13 protein-coding genes are annotated in these 18,712 nt (G+C 54.8%); 2 read left to right on the top strand and 11 right to left on the bottom strand.

Going from position 1 to position 18,712, the window contains the following annotated elements; translation table 11 throughout:
• Positions 1-84 precede the first annotated feature (84 nt).
• The 4 genes from MKY58_RS15930 to MKY58_RS15945 form a co-directional block, all read right to left on the bottom strand.
• Positions 85-6,195 (bottom strand): S-layer homology domain-containing protein, encoded by a 6,111-nt coding sequence (locus MKY58_RS15930; RefSeq protein ID WP_339321147.1) that lies wholly within the window; start codon positions 6,193-6,195, stop codon positions 85-87.
• Positions 6,196-6,327: 132 nt separating this feature from the next.
• A complete protein-coding gene (locus tag MKY58_RS15935) occupies positions 6,328-6,957 on the bottom strand; it encodes a pyridoxamine 5'-phosphate oxidase family protein (RefSeq protein WP_339321148.1) in 630 nt (209 codons plus the stop codon).
• Positions 6,958-7,110: 153 nt separating this feature from the next.
• Positions 7,111-7,848 carry a MerR family transcriptional regulator gene (locus MKY58_RS15940; protein ID WP_339321149.1) on the bottom strand — a complete coding sequence of 246 codons (738 nt, stop codon included), beginning with the start codon at positions 7,846-7,848 and terminating at the stop codon, positions 7,111-7,113.
• 123 nt (positions 7,849-7,971) lie between these two features.
• A complete protein-coding gene (locus tag MKY58_RS15945; RefSeq protein ID WP_339321150.1) occupies positions 7,972-8,298 on the bottom strand; it encodes a hypothetical protein in 327 nt (108 codons plus the stop codon).
• 247 nt (positions 8,299-8,545) lie between these two features.
• Here MKY58_RS15945 and pepT point away from each other — a divergent pair, with 247 nt between their 5' ends.
• Positions 8,546-9,823, top strand: coding sequence for a peptidase T (pepT, locus tag MKY58_RS15950; RefSeq protein ID WP_339321151.1), 1,278 nt, complete (start codon positions 8,546-8,548; stop codon positions 9,821-9,823).
• Positions 9,823-10,659 carry a class I SAM-dependent methyltransferase gene (locus MKY58_RS15955; RefSeq protein ID WP_339325174.1) on the top strand — a complete coding sequence of 279 codons (837 nt, stop codon included), beginning with the start codon at positions 9,823-9,825 and terminating at the stop codon, positions 10,657-10,659. The genes pepT and MKY58_RS15955 overlap by 1 nt, the downstream gene beginning before the upstream one ends.
• Before the next feature lie 188 nt (positions 10,660-10,847).
• On the opposite strand, the gene MKY58_RS15960 is transcribed toward MKY58_RS15955, so the two are convergent.
• The 7 genes from MKY58_RS15960 to MKY58_RS15990 all read right to left on the bottom strand — a co-directional run bounded on the left by MKY58_RS15960 (position 10,848) and on the right by MKY58_RS15990 (position 18,669).
• Positions 10,848-11,999 (bottom strand): glycerate kinase, encoded by a 1,152-nt coding sequence (locus tag MKY58_RS15960; RefSeq protein ID WP_339321152.1) that lies wholly within the window; start codon positions 11,997-11,999, stop codon positions 10,848-10,850.
• 84 nt (positions 12,000-12,083) lie between these two features.
• A complete protein-coding gene (locus MKY58_RS15965) occupies positions 12,084-12,527 on the bottom strand; it encodes a threonine/serine exporter family protein (protein ID WP_339321153.1) in 444 nt (147 codons plus the stop codon).
• 9 nt (positions 12,528-12,536) lie between these two features.
• Positions 12,537-13,295 (bottom strand): threonine/serine exporter family protein, encoded by a 759-nt coding sequence (locus MKY58_RS15970; RefSeq protein ID WP_246537094.1) that lies wholly within the window; start codon positions 13,293-13,295, stop codon positions 12,537-12,539.
• Positions 13,296-13,639: 344 nt separating this feature from the next.
• A complete protein-coding gene (locus tag MKY58_RS15975; protein WP_339321154.1) occupies positions 13,640-15,802 on the bottom strand; it encodes a glycosyl hydrolase family 18 protein in 2,163 nt (720 codons plus the stop codon).
• 440 nt (positions 15,803-16,242) lie between these two features.
• Complete coding sequence (locus tag MKY58_RS15980; RefSeq protein ID WP_339321155.1) at positions 16,243-16,764, bottom strand: GNAT family N-acetyltransferase; 522 nt, start codon at positions 16,762-16,764, stop codon at positions 16,243-16,245.
• A 794-nt stretch (positions 16,765-17,558) separates the two neighbouring features.
• Positions 17,559-18,050 carry an 8-oxo-dGTP diphosphatase gene (locus MKY58_RS15985; protein ID WP_339321156.1) on the bottom strand — a complete coding sequence of 164 codons (492 nt, stop codon included), beginning with the start codon at positions 18,048-18,050 and terminating at the stop codon, positions 17,559-17,561.
• Between the two features lie 109 nt (positions 18,051-18,159).
• A complete protein-coding gene (locus MKY58_RS15990) occupies positions 18,160-18,669 on the bottom strand; it encodes a hypothetical protein (RefSeq protein WP_339321157.1) in 510 nt (169 codons plus the stop codon).
• Positions 18,670-18,712: the final 43 nt, after the last annotated feature.

The raw sequence follows: 18,712 nt of genomic DNA on the forward strand, positions 1-18,712 counted from the left end.
CCCCGGGCAGGACACAACAAAACCGGGTGGTCTTCCACCCGGTTTTGTTCCATCCGTTCAAGCATGCTATGAAAGGCGCACGTATCAGTGGTTCAACAGCATATATACCATTTTGGCCATTTCCGCCCGGGTCACGTTCCCCTTCGGATCAAAACGGAGATTGCCTTTGCCTGTCATCAAGCCAAGCCCGTTCACCTGTTCGACGGCTTCTTGGGCCCAGGTCGACACCTGATCAAGATCCGCAAAATTCGCTTTTGCTGATCCGCCCTGCATTTTGCCGTACAGCCCGCTCGCCTTCGCCAGAATAACGGCGGCTTCCTCGCGGCTGATCGGAGCCTGAGGCCGGAATTTCCCTCCGCTTCCTTGAACGATGCCCAGCTTGGACGCCTGGGCGACCGCGGCGGCATAATACGCATCCGCAGGCACGTCGGTAAACGATGGCGTTGTTTCGGACGCATGTTGGCCCGCTCCGCGCATGACGAGGGTGATGAAATCCGCCCGGCTCACCTGCCGGCCCGGCTGGTAATGATTCGCATCCACGCCCTGGACCAGATGTTTGGCCGCCAATTTCGTAACGTATTCCTCCGCCCACGAACCTTTTACGTCCTCAAACTGCTTGCGGTATTCCAAAACCGCATACGCGCCTGGCGCATCGGCCGCAAACGAGACGGTGCCGCCGCGGAAGCTGCCGCCTTTGTACACGGGCTCCCTGCCAAGCAGGTACACGCCCGCGTAATCGCTTTGAAGCTGTTTTTGCTGCTCGGCCGTCAAACTTCTTTCGATCGTGATCGGACCGCCGAAAACGGCAATTTCCGTTTCGGTTTGTCCTTTGACCAGGATCAGGCGCAGCGAATAAACGAGGCCGGCATGCACGTAATCCTTGGAAGCATTCAAGCTTGCGCCCAGCTTTTGCTTGATGCCGTCATTCATCGCGGTATCCAGGCGAAGCAACAGTTGGTCGGCTGCTTCGAGCCGTTCCGGAATCGAGGCGGCCGGCATCGTTACCGTGAATCCCGGCGCGGAAACGATGATCGACAGCCCGCCGTCTTTGGCTTTTTTCACCGGCCCTGCAGGGAGGTACAAAGCGGATTCCCCGTCCCCATCGGCGCTTCCGTTCAATTCTACGATGACCTTTCCGTTGTCGGCCGTGGCGACCGCTTGTTCCAGCGCCTGCTGATCGGCCCGGTACGCGCCGTCCGAAGACGGTTTTATCGCGAGATGTCCGCGTCCGGTTTCAGCAACCGGCGGTTTTTCCGGGCCGGAACCTCCCGGATGGGTTCCTTGGTTTCCGCCGGCGTTTCCTGGGCCGCCGCTGTTTCCTCCGCCTCCCGGCGGATGCGTTCCCCCGGTGGCTGCTCCTGTATCGAAGCCCCAAATATCCGACAGCACGCTGCCGCTATGCCCGTCCTCCGCTTTGGCGTACCATTGCTGATAGCTGTTCGAAGGCAAGCCTTTCCAGGCTACCGATGTTTCGGTACCGCTTGGAACGTTCGATTGGGCGCCGATTTGCTGGCCGGTGTAAACTTTTACGCCGATGTAATCCGTAGCCACCCGTTTGGTGGCAGGCTCAAGCCCGAGATCCAGGCTGAATTCGTCTTTGCCCTTATCCGTTTCCGGATCGTAGTAATTATAATCGTCCAAATAAGGGGAGTACGTCTTGATATGCAGCTTGTTGTTTTTCATGTCGAACTGCATGAGACGGATATACCCGAGTCCGCCTTCGGGCGCCCCTTGATAATCGGCAAGCATCTGGTACACGCTGCGATCCGGAATGCCGTCGCCGTTATCGTCCAGCTGATCGACCTTCAGTTCCGCATCGTGATAGTGGCCGGACAACGCCGCGATCACGTTTTTGTTGGGCTTCACGACCTTTTCGAAAATCTGGTCGGCGATCGGTGCCCGGTTGTTCGACACGAGAAGGTATTCATGCAGGCACAAAATCGCTTTGCGTTCCGGATATTTGGAGACGACCTCGTTCATCCATTCGATCTCCTTGTCGCCGAGTCCCCAGCCCATATACACGATAATGAAGTCGTTTCCGTTCGAAGATACCAAATCGTAGTGCCCTCGGTTGTTGTCGTACGATCCGCCGAACACCTGGTTGTCTTTAAAGCGGTCTTCGCCGAAATATTGCTTGAACTTCGTATAATCGTTGTTTTGGTGATCGACGTCATGGTTCCCTGCCAGCACGCCGTACGGAATGCGGGCGTCTTCGAGCACCTTCATGTCTTTGTCCGCTTCGATCCATTGATATTCCTGATACGATTTATCGACCACATCGCCCGTATGGATCACGTATTTGATGTTCATTTTGTCCTTTTGGTCGACGATCCAGTTGACGATTTTTTGGTAAATCTGCGGATAGCTTTGGGAGTAATACTGGGTGTCGGACATCCATACGAACGAAAAATCGTACGGATCCTGGGATTCCGGCACCGGTTTGCTGCCGCTAGCTGCCGCCTGAACGGCGATTTCATCCTGCACCAATACGTCGATCGCCTGGCCGTTCGCGTAATCGCCGGCCTTCACGACCGCATTCAGCTCGAAATCATCCGCACCGGCTATGACCTGATCCAGCTGAACCCATTTCCCCTGCGTCGGGCTCCAAGCATATAAGCTTACTTTCCGGCCTGCGAGCGATTTCCCTTTCCAGTTGATTTCTACGCGGTCGGTGCCTTTGACCGAAGGATCCAGTTTCACCTCAAAGCGCTGGTAAGGAAACTGTTCGACGGACTCGTTCACGAGATACTTTCCGTCCAATGCGCCGATTTTTTCGTAATCCTCCGCACTCATGGCTTTTTCCCCGGCAGGGGCCATCTCTTTGGGAGGTTCGGTTGCGGACGCGTTCAGGTACCCGGTGAACCCTTCCGCGCGGCTGCCGTCATATTTGAACCCCTTATAAAATGTCACGTTCATCGGATCCTGGTTCGGATCCTGCACCTTGACGGTCAGGTTGGCTTCGGCGCCGACATCGGTTTGCCCCTGCTTAGGGCTGACGAGCTGCGGCGGAAGCGGATTTTCGTCCGGCACGTTAAAGTTGACGGTCTTTTCGGAAATGTTTCCGGCTTTGTCCGCGGCCTGAATGGACAGCGTATGCGTTCCGCCCTTCATTGCTCCCGAGGAGGTGCGGTACGGAAGCTCGACCGGTTTGCCGTCCAGATTTACCGTCACCTTGTCCACGTCTGCCAAGGCGTCTTTGATCTCGGCATCGATGACGAATTCCCCGCGGTACTCCTTGCCTTCTTCCACCGTCGGCTGGATGGTCGGAGCGGTATTGTCCACGATGACGTTCGACGTGATTTGTTCCTTGCCGTCCGAAACGGTCACCCGGTGAGTACCGTCCGGCACGGTCGACGTATCCCAAGCGTATGCCCTGGCTTTCAGATGTTCCGGCTTCAGATCGAAGTGAAACCCGATCGATTCGCTTTTGCCTGCGGAATCCCCCATCTTGATCTGCTTTTCTTTTTCGGCGTAGGCAGGATCCCAAATTTCGGTGCCGTCGGCCAGCAGCAGCCGGACGTTTTTGACTTCGAAATCGTCTTTGTTTTCTTCCGGACGTTTATCGAACGGCGATGTTTTGGAGCCGGCCCGGATGTAGATGACGTTATCTCCCGCCGCCAAACGGTCCGCGCTGATCGGGAAAGACAGCGTCGTATAAGACGTGATCGGATCCATGAAGGTATACAGGATCGACTTGTCCTCGAGTTCCGGCGGTCCCATCGTCACCGCGTTTTTGAAATAATAATCGACGTTGACGGCATCGAAAACGAAATAAGCGTCATGCTCAAGCCCGGCAAACGTGCTGCCGTCAGGCACTTTGGTCCCGTCGATGCTTAACTCGACGTCTGCGGCTTTAGCGGCTTCCGCGGTTCCTTTGATCGTACGGACGCCTTTCAAAATTTCCTGGTCCTTTACGTTCAAGCGGAGCGGGGCATCGCTTACGCCTCCGGTAACGTCCACTTTCGCGATCGCCGATTTCGTTTCGTTCACCCCGTCGGACGCGACGAAATAATATTCGATGTATTTCCGTCCGATCAATTCGGCCGAACTCAGCTTATAGCGGTAAAGCATATCGTTAAAATCTTCCGTCAGGCGATGCCCCGTAAAATTCGGCTGCTTGTCCGAACGGACAAACACTTCGACCGAGGTCACCTCATGATCGTCCTTGACGTCTGCTTTGATCTCAAGCCCTTTGGACTGATCCGCTTCCGTTACGCCCGTGACGTCCGTTACCGTCGGCGGGACCGTGTCGGCTTCGACATGAACCGGCTCGGCGGGAACCTGCGCTGCCCTCACGGAACCGGGCGAAGGCGCGTCCTGGCCCGATGCGGCTTTGATCATGACCGTGCTGCCGTTCACCGGGTAGCCGAAAACGATCGCCTTGTCCTCTTTCGTTTCATCGCCTTTCGTTCCGCCTTCATACATCAGATCGGCATCGTAATAGGCGGCTGAAACTTCCTTGCCGGTATTCGTTTTGATTACGACCGCCCGTCTGCCGGAGTTGGCCATGCCGTCGCTTTGGATCGTCTGCAGCGTTTCCCCCGGAATCAGGTTCGTTTTGTAAAATTGATTAAAATCATTTTCCGTGTATGCCGTATTGGCGCTGTTTTTGATCCAAAAAACGACGGATTGTTTCGGTGGAATCTTAAAATCCGGGTTCACAGACGCCCATTCCACGTCGGCTCCCGGTCCTTTGTCCGGATATCGGTAATATATTTTGTAATTTTTGAAATTTACCGGCTGATCGGAATTGTTGTACACCTCGATGTATTCGTACGCGTCCGTCGAAGTGCCCGGAACGTTGGCCGTGTTAGGCACAAGCTCGGTCACGAGCAGCACGGGCGCCTTGGCCGGATGAAACGGCTCCATGCGGACTTGGGTCGCGTAAGGTTTGTCGAGCTGGCCCGCTTGAATGCGGTATTGCAGCGTCGGCTCCGCCAGCGCGGCCGCAGGAATCGTCGCCGTGTAATCTCCCGTGTTGCCGGAGTCGGTCATCGTCGTTACGGTGTATCTCGCCTGGGACAGTGTTTTGTAGAGCAACTTTACGGCAGCTTTGGAACCATCCGCATTCGTGCCCGGATTTTGTACATGGGCTTTGACCTCGTAATCCGCGGCATCCACAACATCGGCTGGCGCATGAGTGATTACCGTTTGTTTTCCTTCTTCAATAACCGGAGGTACCGCTTGCGATGGATCGATCGTCCCCGGCGTGGCCGCCGTTTTTCCGGATTCCTCCGTAACGGTCATCAGCGTGCTGCCGGCAACCGGATGTTTGAAAAAGATCCCCATATTGGGCTGCACATGCTGCGCTTCGTAAGCAGCCGATACGATCGTGTCGCCGCTGCTGCTTTTGATCGCCAGCGTTCTGGCGTTTTTATTCGCCATCCCGCCGCCGCCCTGAATCCGGAAAAGGCTGGCGCCTTCAACCAGGTTCGTTCCGAAATTGGCGTTGAACTGATCCGCCGTTTCCTGGGTGTTCTTGCCGTTCATGATCCAAAACACGACCGGCTGGCGGGCCGGGATGATGATGTCGGTTCCGGGATCGGGCGTCCATGGATCGCTATTATTGTAAAAAAACGAGTAATCCTTGAAGTTCACGTCCTGATCCGTGTTGTTGTATACCTCCACGAATTCGTAAGCGTCCGTGCTCGTACCCGGCAGATCGGCCGTATCCGGCACCATTTCCGTGATCAGCAGCGCCGGCGCAGCGGCCGATGCCGCAAGCTCCTTCAGCTGTGCAGCCCGAATTTGCGTAGAATACGAAACCGTCCGAATGACGTTTGCCCCGGAGTCCAAAATGTCGATCGAATAGTCCAATTGGCGCCCGATCAACGTTTCGCCCGGAATGTCTCCGATGTATGTATCCGCCTGCTGACCCGCCGGCTTCAGCTCGACCGGAGCAAACGGTTGGCCGTCCACCGTATAACGGATTTGACCGCTCCATGGTTGATCTGCGCCGTAGACGACGGCCGTCACCGTATAATTCGTCTTCTCCGGCACCGATGCCGCCGGCGTATGCTCCAGACGAATCCCGCCCGGTTGTTCAGCCTGACTCTGCTGTCCCTCCTGCACGGCCGGGATCGGCTCGGCATGCGCAGCGGCCGTCGTCATAATCCCGGGCGTTCCGGCCGTCAGCATCATTCCGCTCAGCACGGCGATCGAAACGCTCCGTCCAAGCTTCTTTGTTCTGTTCAATGCAGCCTGCAACTCCTTCATCAACATATTTGACCCAACAAGTCCATTGTATGAAGGTTGTGTTAGCCGGATATTACGGCAGCGTAAAGCGGTCGTTAATCTGGTTAAACAAACGTTAACACAGGAATATATCTAATAAAGCCGTTTTTCGTAGCTTTCGGCCAAAGATGCCCGGACCTCTTCCGTGGACAACCTCAGCTTGCCGGCGTGGGCGGCGATGATGGCCGCCGGATCGGGAAGCGATTCCGCCTCGGGCCAAGCATCCGTTTGCCACAGCCGGGATCTTTTGAACGCTTTCGCGCAATGGATGTAGCACTCTTCCACTTCGACCGCGATGCCTGCGGCGGGAGTTTTGCCGTGCGCGGACATCCGCTCCATCAAATCCGGATCGCGGACGATGCAGGCCTTGCCGTTGACGCGCAGCGTCTCCTCCAGTCCGGGAATGACGAAAATGAGGCCGATGCGCGGATTTTCCAACAGGTTGCGGAGCGAATCGTATCTTCGGTTGCCCGGACGTTCCGGCAGGATCAGATGATGTTCGTCGAGGATGTATGCAAAACCGGGAGCATCGCCCCGCGGCGAACAGTCGCATGAACCGTCCGCGCCGCTGGTGGCGACAAAAACGAGCGGAGACAACGAAATGAAATGCCTGCAGTGGCGGTCAAGCGAAGCGACGACCTTTTGGTTGACGAGTTCCCGGGGTTTGCCCGCAAGCTGTTCGAGCTCCTCTACGGAGCGAATGACATGCTGAAACTTTTCCAATGTAAACACACCTCCGGTTTTATTATAAAGCAGCGGGTGCCGCTCATTGACTAAAAAGAAAAAACAGGCGTTTTACGAAAATGCATCCGATATAAAAACACCCGGCGAACGGCAAAAAACCGGAGCAAGCTCCGGCTTTTTGTTCGGGTGCCTCTATTTTCGGCGATCCGCATATTCGCTCATGGCATCCCGCATAAAGGCGGCAAGCCCTTCGCCGAACCGGTCGATGTTTCGCATAAAACGTTCATCGTCTACGTACATTTGTCCAAGCCCTTTGAACGCTTCCAGCGAATAGCTGCCCATCCGGTTCAGGAACTTGTACCATTCGCCGATCGCCTCCTGCGCTTCATCGGATGCCGGGGACGTATGCCGCAGATCCGCAAGCTTGCGGTAGATGGCGTTCATGCCTTCTTTCAGCTGCGTTTGTTCATCCTCTGAAAGGCTGCCGAGCTTGGCCTTGGATGCATCCACCGCTTGATCCCCCCAGCGTTTTCTCGCTTCTTGTTCATACGGGTTGGCGCTGAAATCAAAGCCCGCAAATTTTTCCTGATTCGACATGTCGATCTCTCCCTTTTCGTGTTTCATCGTTTTCTCCAGGGTTTCGATCATCCGCTCCAGCCGGGTACGCTTTTCCAGCAGGAGCTTGTGGTGAAGCTCCATCGCCTCCATCCGGTTAAAATCCGGGCGGCTCACAATTTCTCGGATTTCTTTCAGCGGGAAGCCCAGTTCCCGAAAGAACAAAATTTGTTGCAGCATCGCCAAATCCTCGTCGGTATATATCCGGTAACCGGCTTCCGTCGTTCGGCTCGGATGCAGCAATCCGATTTCGTCATAATGGTGAAGCGTGCGTACGCTGATCCCCGCCAGTTCGGCGACTTCCTTAACCATCATGGATGTTCTCCTCCTTCTTGTTCACTATAAAGAATAACGCAACGTGAGGGTCAACAGACAAAATTGGATTTTTTTCGGATCCATTCCTTTTGCATGCAGGCGCGCCATCCGCCGGACCTACCATCAAGCTTTTTCATCTTTTTCGGAATCGGATTCCAGATTCTCCTCCCAGACTTTGTTCGCTTCCTGGTGCTTCCTCCAGTTTTCTATTGCCCTGTCCATGCATCGCCGGACTCCGGTTGGGAAATCCCCCAGAATAAAATAAATCAACCCGGCGATGAAAAACAGGATGCTTAACAGAAGCAGCGGGGCCCCCGCTCTCCCTAATGTGTTCTCGTACTCCTCCCAGCTCCACGGTCCTTTAAGCAACAATGCAACGACCATGTACTTCATCGCAAACAAAAATGCGGCAATCGCCAAAAAAGCAACGCCCGCTCCTCTCCGGTTCATCCGAACTCCTCCCGACTTGCGTTTATCCGCTAAAAAAAGCGTCTATATCCATAACGCGATCCGTGATCCGGTCGTTATCCGTTTTTTACGCATTCGTTTTATTTTCACGCAATTCCTCCGCCCCGCCTCCCTGTGATTTTATGGCCTGTCCATGATATCATAGAAAGGAATCGCACCATACATATGATGTTTCATTCGACGGAGGAGTTGCCAAGCATCCCCGACAATAAAAAAGGAGCTGACGAATGTGAAACAGGAAATCATGGAACGTTTTATTTCCTATGCCAAAGTGGAAACGCAATCGAACGAGGAAAGTCCGACTTGTCCTTCCACGCCGGGTCAATTGAACCTCGCCCGCATGCTGGTCGATGAGCTGAAAAGCATCGGGATGCAGGAGGTGACCATGGACGACAACGGTTACGTCATGGCGACGCTGCCTTCCAATACGGATCGCAACAACGTGCCGACGATCGGCTTTTTGGCGCATGTCGACACCGCTACCGACTTCACGGGGGCCGGCGTGAACCCGCAAACGATCGAAAATTACGACGGCGGCGACATCGTCCTGAATTCCGAGCTGAACGTCGTCCTGTCGCCGAAGCAATTTCCCGAGCTGCCCGCCTATAAAGGACATACATTAATTACGACGGACGGAACCACCCTCCTCGGGGCCGACGACAAAGCAGGCATTGCCGAAATCATGACTGCCATGGCTTACCTGATCCAACATCCCGAGATCAAACACGGCAAGATCAGGGTGGCGTTCACGCCTGACGAGGAAATCGGCAGAGGTCCCGAAAAATTCGACGTCAAAGCGTTTGGCGCGGATTTTGCCTACACCATGGACGGCGGCCCGCTCGGCGAGCTCGAATACGAAAGCTTCAACGCCGCCAAAGCGAGCATTACGATCAAAGGCACCAACGTCCATCCCGGCACGGCCAAAAACAAAATGGTCAACTCGATCAAAATCGCCATGGAGCTGAACGGCATGCTTCCGGCCGAGCAAGCTCCCGAGCATACGGAAGGATATGAAGGCTTCTATCACCTGTTGAGCCAAAACGGCGATACCGAGCGCACGAAAATGGAATATATCATCCGCGATTTTGACCGCACGGAATTCGAAAACAAAAAGGAAAACCTGAAGCGGATCGTGAAGCAGCTGCAGGAAAAATACGGCGAAGAACGGATCGTGAAGCAGCTGCAGGAAAAATACTGCGAAGAACGGATCGTGCTGGAGATGCGCGACCAGTATTACAACATGAAAGAAAAAATCGAACCCGTCAAAGAAATCGTCGACGTCGCTTATGAAGCCATGGAAAGCCTGGGCATCAAACCGATCGTGAAACCGATCCGCGGCGGCACGGACGGCTCGCAGCTGTCCTACATGGGGCTGCCGACGCCGAACATTTTTACGGGCGGCGAAAACTACCACGGGAAATTCGAATACATTTCGGTGGACAACATGCTCAAAGCGGTTCAAGTGATCGTGGAAATCGTTCAACGCTTTGAACGTCGCGGCGCATGATGCAGATCCCCGAAGGCAACCGCCAAAGCAATGTCGACCGTTTCTCCGGCTACAAGGATTTGTACGACCAGCACCGGCCTCGCGCCCCGCGCGAAGCCGTCCGGATTCTGACGGGATATTTGCGGCATAAGCCCCGCCTCGTTCTCGATGTCGGCTGCGGCACCGGGCTGTCCACTTTCGCATGGAAAAACGATGCGGAGACAATCGTCGGCATCGAGCCGAACGACGATATGCGCAGTAAGGCGGAAGAAAAGCTGCGCGCGCTCCAGGCCGAAGATGCTGACGCAGGCAGGATCCGATTCTTGAGCGGGTACTCCAACAAGCTGGAATTTCCGGACGATTCCGCGGATTTGATCACCTGCTCCCAATCCTTCCATTGGATGGAGCCCGTCAGCACGCTTGCGGAAGCAGCCAGGGTGTTGAAGCCGGGCGGCATTTTTGCCGCTTACGATTGCGACTGGCCGCCTTCCGCTTCCTGGGAGGCGGAACAAGCGTACATGGAGCTTTTGAACAAAGCCGACCAACTGCTGAAGGAACGCCAGAATAAGCAGGACCAAGCGTATAAACGGGACAAGGAATCGCATCTGGCCTGCATTCAGCAAAGCGGCCATTTCCGTTACGCGCGGGAAATCGTGTTCCATAACCGCGAAACATGCGACAGCAAGCGGTACATCGGTCTTGCACTGAGCCAAGGAGGGCTTCAAACCGTCATCAAACTAGGTTTTACCGAATTGGATGACGAGCTGGAGCGTTTCCAAGCGCTCGTGAAGGATTATTTTCAGGATCGTACGCTGGAGACGCTGTTCAGCTACAGAATGAGAATCGGCATAAAATAGTCGGGGGCGGGCCAGCGTTTCGCCCATCGGGCAACGACAAAAAGGCGAAAAACAAGATCCTTGCATCTTGCTTTCGCCTTTTTTGCATGAGCGGGAACTGGAACGGAGCCGCTTCAAGCGGAGCCCTCAGACCTCAATGCACGACGTTCGCCTGTGAGGCGGTCGCCCGCCAAGCTACCCCGCACCGGCTACACTTGCCTCTGCAGCATGATGAGCCGCATGACGTTTTCAGCCGCGCGCTCCAAATTGGCCTCTCCCTGGCGCAGCGCCTCCTGAAGATCACACGCGCCGGAAAGGATGCCGAATACGGCTCCGATTCCTTGTTCGTACAGTCCGTCGATGCCTTCGCCGATCCGGCCGGCAAACGCGATGACGGGTTTATGATGTTTTGCGGCCACTTTCGCCACGCCGGCGGGCGTTTTGCCGAACCGGGTCTGGCCGTCGATGCTGCCTTCCCCCGTCCAAACCATGTCCGCCATTTTGACTTTCTCCTCGAGTCCCGTCAGCCGGGCGACCAGTTCAATGCCTTTTTCCAGCTTTCCGTTCAAAAACACCATAAGTCCAGCGCCCAAGCCGCCCGCGGCCCCCGCGCCGGGCACATCCGCGATATCCTGGCCCAGCTCCCGGCGGATGACGTCGGCATAATGCCTCAAATTCGCATCCAGCATGGCTGCCGCCTCGGGCGTTGCACCTTTTTGCGGACCAAACACATGGGACGCGCCTTCCGGGCCGCACAGCGGATTCGTCACGTCGCAAGCTACCCGGATCTTCACCTTCCCGATTCTTGGATCGAGTCCGCTCAGGTCGATGCGGGCCAGCTTATGCAGCTCCCCTCCTCCGGGCCCGAGCGGCAGCCCGGCTTCGTCGAGCAGCCTGCCGCCGAGCGCTTGAAGCATCCCCGCTCCGCCGTCATTGGTCGCGCTGCCTCCGATTCCGATCAGCAGGTTGTCGATCCCATGATCCAGCGCAGCTTGAATGAGCTGTCCGGTCCCATAGGTCGTCGTCAGCAGCGGATTCCTCTCCGATTCATGAATCAGGCCGATGCCGCTGGCGCTCGCCATCTCCAGCACGCCGGTTTTCCCGTCGCCGGAAATCCCGTAATAGGCCTCCACTTCACGGCCTAACGGTCCTTGGACCTGGAGCGGATACAGCGTCCCTCCCGTCGCATCCACGATGGACTGCGCGGTACCTTCCCCGCCGTCGGCCATGGGGACATGAAAACAGCGCACGCCCGGGTTCACGCGCCGGATACCGCGCTCCATCGCCGCGCAAGCCTGCCTGGCAGTCATGCTTTCCTTAAAAGAATCCGGCGCAAGCACGATCGCCTTCACATCGTTCATTTGGCGTCCTCCTTCCGTTTCTAACCCATATGACATCGAGAATGCCAGGCCCAAAGCCTCTCCAGAACAAGATCTTCCGCGGTTTCATGACGATTTGGAAGCACGGATTTTCCGGATGACCTGGTTGGTCACCTCGGACAGCAGCAGGCCAAGCGCAATCGCGCCGGACATCATAAATGCAACCGCTCCCGACTGCACCGCCTGGTCGTATCGGTTTTCGACCGCGCTCCGCATCGCGTCATACGCCAATCCGCCGGGAACGAGCGGAATAATGCCCGACACGCTGAAAACGATGATCGGTTTCCGGTATTTTTTTGCAAAAAAGTAACTGATCATCGTGACGCAGTAAGCGGCGACGACCGTTGCCGCAAGTTTTTGGATGCCGATATCCTGGAGCCATATGTACAGCACCCACCCCACCATGCCCGCCAGCCCGCACTGCCAAAGCGCTTTTCTGGGGGCGTTAAAAATCATGCCGAATGCGGCGGATGCGATGAAGCTCGTGACGGTTTGTTCGATATAATACATCATGACCCCCTACTGAAACGACAGCATAAACGCGATTCCCGCGCCGATGGCAAAGGATGTAATGAACGCTTCGGCGCCTTTGGACAAGCCCGAAACGAGATGGCCCGCCATCAAATCCCGGATCGCGTTCGTAATCAACAGACCGGGAACGAGCGGCATGACGGAGCTGATCACGATGATGTCCCGCGCCTGCCCGAATCCGTATTTGACGAAAAGCACCGCGCATAACCCGATCATCGACGCGCCCGAAAACTCGGCGAAAAACTTGACCGGGATCAACCGGTGCAGCAGCACCGAGCAGTAGTATCCGATGCCCCCGGCCAACATGGCGGGGATGAAATCGGACCACGTGCCCTGGAACATGATCAGGAAACAGCCGCTGGCCAATGCGGCCATGAGCACGTTCAGCCATAACGGGTAAATGGCCCGCGTGCGGTCGATTTCCTGCAGTTCCCGGTAGGCTTCGCCGATGGTCATCCCCCCTTGGCTGATCTTGCGGGACAACGTGTTGACCCGGTCGATTTTATACAGATTGGTTGTCCGCTCCGTGATCCGGTTCAGCCGCGTCATCGGCTGCGGGTCTTCCAGCGAAAAAATGATGCCGGTCGGCGTCATATAACTGTGCGTATGGTCGATCCCGTAAGATGAGGCGATCCGCATCATCGTGTCTTCGACCCGGTACGTTTCCGCTCCGCTTTGCAGCATGATCTGCCCGGCAAGCAGGCAAACTTTCATGATTTCGCGTTCTTCGCGCAATGAATCCTCCAAAGCTTGCTCCTTTCGCGTCCTGTAAATGGAATTGAAGAATTTACCTACAGTATAATGCCTTTTTCGAATAAAAGCATGGGGATTCCGGCGTTTCTGGCCTGCTTTTCATGATTTTCGGCATTTTGGGAGCAATTCGGTATCGCCCACTTCAGGCGACGAGCGGTAAAACGGTATTCGTGCATATCGTTTTAATCATCCATGGAATGGCTGAAAGCCGGTCCGTCGGAAAGATCTTCCGAATGGACCGGCTGTTCGATTTTCGCTCCGTTACTCCGTTAGGCCTTTCTAACAATAGAACTTTAGGTTTTTAGGCTTGCAGCCCCCATAATGCCGGAACGTTTGTTTTATTTTTTCAGCCATAATGCAGGCACGTTCGGCGGTTCCCATCCCGGAAGCGAGGTATGCGCAATCCGGCATTGATAGACCGTCCCGCCGTAGCTCACCTGGGCGCCGACGTCATACGCCGAATTCAGTGACCATACGGGGACCGTTCCGGGGGCGGAAGCATCCGTGGTCACGCGAACGGCATTGCTGGCAGGTGAAAGGTTTCCGGCCGCATTCCTGGCTTTTACCGTAAAGGTATATTCGGTTTCAGGCGTCAGGCCGTTGACGGTATAGCTGTTGGAAGACGCGGGTACCGTGTCTGCAAGCGCATCCCCTTGATAGATTTCGTATGCGGTAACGGCAGCGTGATCGGCAGACGGCTCCCACTGAAGCGACACGGTCGTATCCGAATGTGCCGTTACCCTCAGATTGGCCGGAGCTGCCGGAGGCTGGGGATCCGTCCCTTGAGCAAGCGTGGATACGGTAAGCGGGCTGCTGGGGTTCGATACGTTGCCTGCTGCATCCGCAGCTCTTACCGTAAAGGTATAGGACGTTTGCGGCTCAAGTCCCGATACCGTATAAGCCGTTCCCGAGACGCGTGTTAACAGAGTCTGGTCCCGGTAAACGTCATACCCGACGACGCCAACGTCGTCAATTGAAGCATCCCATTGCAGGGAAATGGAGTTGGCCGTTTGTGAAGGTGAAGTCAGATGCGAAGGAGTCGTAGGCGCGGTCGTATCCGGCCGAGTCGAATCCGATCGTAAATCCGAGGAGAGTTGATTGAGCAGTTTCATGCCTGTGCAGGCGAATTTTGGGCTTGTCCGGCAGTCTTCGCTTAACTCCCAAATCATCGCACCGCCCAAAGAACGGTTTTTGATATAGGCGGCTTTTGCGGCAATCGACTGCGGATCTTCGTAGCTGATAAAAATCTTGGAGGAAGGATTGTAAAGGTACGGTACTTGACTGGTCTGGCTCCAATACCGGGTAAAGCCGTTTTTGTTCACGTACGCGGCTGCCAAGTCGCCGTAATCGAACATCCCCGTCGGTCCGGACTCGTAATTGTCCCAGGTCCCATTGGGAACGACGCTGCCGTTATAATCCGGCGTGCAAGCTTGATAGAGTCCGTCGGCACGGGGACCGGGCGCGCAATTTTTCCATCCCCGCCCGTACAACGGAATACCCATGACGATTTTGGAAGCCGGCACTCCGGCATTTAAATAAGCGTTTATGGCCATGTCCGCGCTGAACTTATTGTCAGTATCCGGATCGTTCGGGTCAGAATACAGGCTGGCGTTGTGATTCGTGGTTTGTTCCCAGTCGCCATGGAAATCGTAGGTCATGATATTGATCCAATCCAGTATTTCCGCGATGGCGTCCAACTCGGTCGTCGATGCGAAGGAGGGATTGGCGCGTCCCGCAATCGTCAGCAAATAGCTGCGTCCGTCTTGGGCTCCCGCTGCTGTCAGCTTTTCCCGCGTTTCCCGCAGCAGCAGCGTAAAATTATGCTTGTCCTCCGGACGGGTGCTGTTGCCCGGCAAACCGCCTTCCACCGGGTATTCCCAGTCAATGTCGATCCCGTCAAATCCGTAGGCACGGATGACTTGAACCGCCGAATTGGCGAAATTGGAGCGTGCAGCGGGATCGGCAGCCACGTCCGAAAAATGGTTGGACCAGCTCCAACCGCCGACCGATAGAAGGGTTTTCAGGTTGGGATTCGACTGCTTCAGCTTGTTTAGCTTATAAAAATTGCCGCATTTTCCTTTTTCGCAGTCTTCCCATTCCAAAGGCACGCCTTCGTTATGATTGACGTCCGCCCATGGATCGCCCAACACGATGGCGCCGTTAGGCACGTTCCCCGTTTGGGTCGGAACGCCGGCATCCCTGCAATTCCACGTCGCTTGGTTCGGATTTCCGGGATCGTTTGACGGGTTGCCGTGTTTTCCGTTCCAGCATAAGTCCGCAAAAGCGTAATTCAGGTGGGTAAGCTTCGACGCATCGATATGTTCCACTTGAAAATTGGGGTCATACATGCTCCAGTTGGTAAAATAACCGACAACCTTGTAGGCCTGATCGGCGGGTGCCGCCTGCACTAAGCCCGCTCCGCCGGGTCCCCATCCGGTCAAGGCAAGCAGCAGGCTGAACCAAACGGCAAGCGCCACTTTTCCCCATTGCCTTTTTGCCATTTCTCATCCTTCCTTCGCTTCAAATTTCCGCTCCCCACGCCAGGTTCCGGATTTGGGCATGCGGCCGGAATTCACGCGTTCGCTTTAGAAGTGGAAACTGCTCTTTTCACCTCCTTTCATGGATGAGACGATGGTTGTTGCCGAATCAAAACCAAAATTAATACGCTTTCATTTTCAAGCTTTCAAAAAAGGACAGCTGTTGAAGTTGTCCTTTGTCTCCTGTAACCAATTCGTTTACTTTTGTGCTTTCATTTTAATACCAATTTTTGTAAGTATCAACCTTTAATTTAGTATTTATAGCAATTTTTTAAATAAAATACCACATCAAGCAAACAGGCGTATCATGAAGGATTGAGATACTGCGTTTTGCAAATCTCAAAAAGTGATCCGGAAGATAGACCCCATGGCATGCCTTTGCAAACTCCAACGGGAACGACCCGTCAGTTCGATTCCAGATCGTCCCACGCCAGGCACAGCTCCTGCACGTATTTTCCGCCGATCTGCAGCTGATTCTTCAAGAGAAACCGCCCGCCCATTTTTTCGTAAAACTTCACGCTCGGATTTTCTTCCAGCACCCAGACCAGCATCGTGCGATACCCCTTATCTCGAAAATAACCGATCATACGCGTCATCAGTTCCCGGCCGTATCCGCGTCCTTGCGCTTCCTGAAGCAGGTAAAGGGAATAGACTTCCGCTTCGATGTCCAGATCTTTTTCCCGGCTTGGTCCCCCGTTGATAAAACCAGCGATCCGGCCGGACGGGCTCACCAGCACAAACGTAGCCGACCCGTTGTCCGAGGCGAAGACTCGAGTCCATAATTCGATCCGCGAGTCGAGATTCAGGCTGTCGAGATAATGATCCGGCACGATCCCGCGATAGGTCGAGAGCCAGCTGTTCAAATGCACGTCCGCTAAACCGGGAATGTCCTTCGGGGTGGCGTTTCTAATGATCCAAGAGTTCATGCTTCCACCTTCCTCTTTTCAAGATGGGTTTATGAATGATTGTTAAGTTCGAATATAGTTTGCGAGGGGAGGAAAATCAAGTGAATATGTACCGTTTGAACTCGGATGCCCATCAAATAGAAAAACTGCCGATTCACGATGAATCGGCAGTTCCAGCATGAAGCTCTGCCCCCCGAATTCCGGGCAACAGCCGGGGAGATGCTGAATCCCCAAAGATTGCGAGTACTCTGCCCGAAACATTACCGGCTGCGATTGCCACGGGAGCCGCGGGAGCCGCGAGTGCGTCCTCTTGTCCGGTCGCCGCGCGTGCCGCGAGTGCGGTCGCCTCTAGTGCCGCGAGTACGGTCGCCGCGCGTTCCGCGAGTACGGTCGCCGCGCGTTCCGCGAGTACGGTCGCCGCGCGTTCCGCGAGTACGGTCGCCGCGCGTTCCGCGAGTGCGGTCGCCACGCGTTCCGCGAGTGCGGTCGCCGCGAGTACCCTCGCCGCGAGTACCCTCGCCGCGAGTGCCTTCTCCTAAAATCTCATCCAACATATGATCAACTCCTTCTCATAGGATTGATATATGTTATGAAGAGAATCTATCATTTGTTATAGCCACTCGCGCATTTCATGCTAGAGCATCCGATTTGAGCAAATTGCCGCCGAGCTAGATGCCATGCCTGATTCAAGCCGCACCCGATTCTAACTTTGATATGAATGGCAAGGCTCAAATCTTGATATCTGATAGATTGGCGTCTTAGCACTTATAGTAGGGAAATCGCAAACTCGTATGAAAAGCATGTAAATAAAACTTTCAAAGCTTTTTGACGCTTTCCTTCAGCGTTTTTTTGTTTTCCATGTCATAGACTTCGTAGATTTCGAAAGTGCCTTCCTCGAAAAAAAGCGGGAAACGCCGCTTAAACCAATCCTGCATCGGCAGCGAAGTGGCTTCCCGGATCGGAACCCAGAGCAGTTCGCCTTCCGGCGGGTTCTCGAGCAGTTCCCCCTCGAACGAAGTCGCCAAATAATTAAAAACCATGTACCTGTAGTTCGTCGCGGGATCGACGAATTCGTCCAGCCCTTTATAGACCAGGTCTTTGACGATCAATCCCGTCTCTTCGCGCACTTCGCGGATGGCGCCTTCCGTCAAGCTCTCGGGAAACTCCACTTTGCCTCCGGGGCCGATATAGCCCGGAAAGCCCCGTTTGCTCGGGCGGTTCAGCAGCAGCACTTTGTCGCCGTCCTGGACGAGGCACATCGTATACAAAGCCACCTCGACCGCCGGAGCGGATGTGATCTGCGTCATGATGATTCCTCCGGTTCGTTTAACATGATCGAATCTGTATGTCCATTCTAGCATATTTTTGAGCGAACTTTGGATTGAAAGTTCCACCTAGCCACGCCAGGCATCCGAATTATGGCTTCGAACCGACGACATTTGCGCCCTCTGTTCCGGTCCCCAGCAGCAGCTCCTTGTCGCGCCGAATTTCTTTTAAGGACGTAAAGTCGGCAATGGAGCGGTTTAAGGTGACATCCAGCACGACCTTTCCGTTTTTCGTGAAAACGAGCTTATTCAGCGAATCGTCATCCAGGGGATACGCGCCCAGGAACGTCCGGTCCAGCAGATACCCGATGAAAGAGCTGCTTGTCGTCCATGAACTTCCAACGATTCGTTCCATTTCGCTTTTCGTCGTATACGGATGAAAAATATAGGCATGATCCCAATCAACCGGCGTCAGCTCCGATAATTTAAAAGCCGCGCTGCCCTCCATGACGGCCTGCAGACGGCGGACAAATTCGTCCGCTCCTTGGTTGGCCGTCTGCTTCGACTGGAAAGAAGCATAACTGAATCCAAAAGGGATCAACAGAATGATTAACAGCAGCAAAAGGGGGATGGCCCGCTTCTTTTTGTTCATTTTGTTCATCTCAGGGTCTCCATCGACATATATTCATAAACCCGATTCATAA

Origin of the sequence: Paenibacillus sp. FSL W8-0194 (assembly GCF_037969745.1) — a bacterium.
Classification (GTDB): domain Bacteria; phylum Bacillota; class Bacilli; order Paenibacillales; family Paenibacillaceae; genus Paenibacillus_AQ; species Paenibacillus_AQ cookii.

Coding starts and splice junctions, on each gene's coding strand:
- MKY58_RS15980 (WP_339321155.1), bottom strand. CDS start 16,764: ATGAACTCTTGGATCATTAGAAACGCCACCCCGAAGGACATTCCCGGT.
- MKY58_RS15960 (WP_339321152.1), bottom strand. CDS start 11,999: ATGAACGATGTGAAGGCGATCGTGCTTGCGCCGGATTCTTTTAAGGAA.
- MKY58_RS15990 (WP_339321157.1), bottom strand. CDS start 18,669: ATGAACAAAATGAACAAAAAGAAGCGGGCCATCCCCCTTTTGCTGCTG.
- MKY58_RS15945 (WP_339321150.1), bottom strand. CDS start 8,298: ATGAACCGGAGAGGAGCGGGCGTTGCTTTTTTGGCGATTGCCGCATTT.
- MKY58_RS15940 (WP_339321149.1), bottom strand. CDS start 7,848: ATGATGGTTAAGGAAGTCGCCGAACTGGCGGGGATCAGCGTACGCACG.
- MKY58_RS15985 (WP_339321156.1), bottom strand. CDS start 18,050: ATGACGCAGATCACATCCGCTCCGGCGGTCGAGGTGGCTTTGTATACG.
- MKY58_RS15975 (WP_339321154.1), bottom strand. CDS start 15,802: ATGGCAAAAAGGCAATGGGGAAAAGTGGCGCTTGCCGTTTGGTTCAGC.
- MKY58_RS15965 (WP_339321153.1), bottom strand. CDS start 12,527: ATGTATTATATCGAACAAACCGTCACGAGCTTCATCGCATCCGCCGCA.
- MKY58_RS15955 (WP_339325174.1), top strand. CDS start 9,823: ATGCAGATCCCCGAAGGCAACCGCCAAAGCAATGTCGACCGTTTCTCC.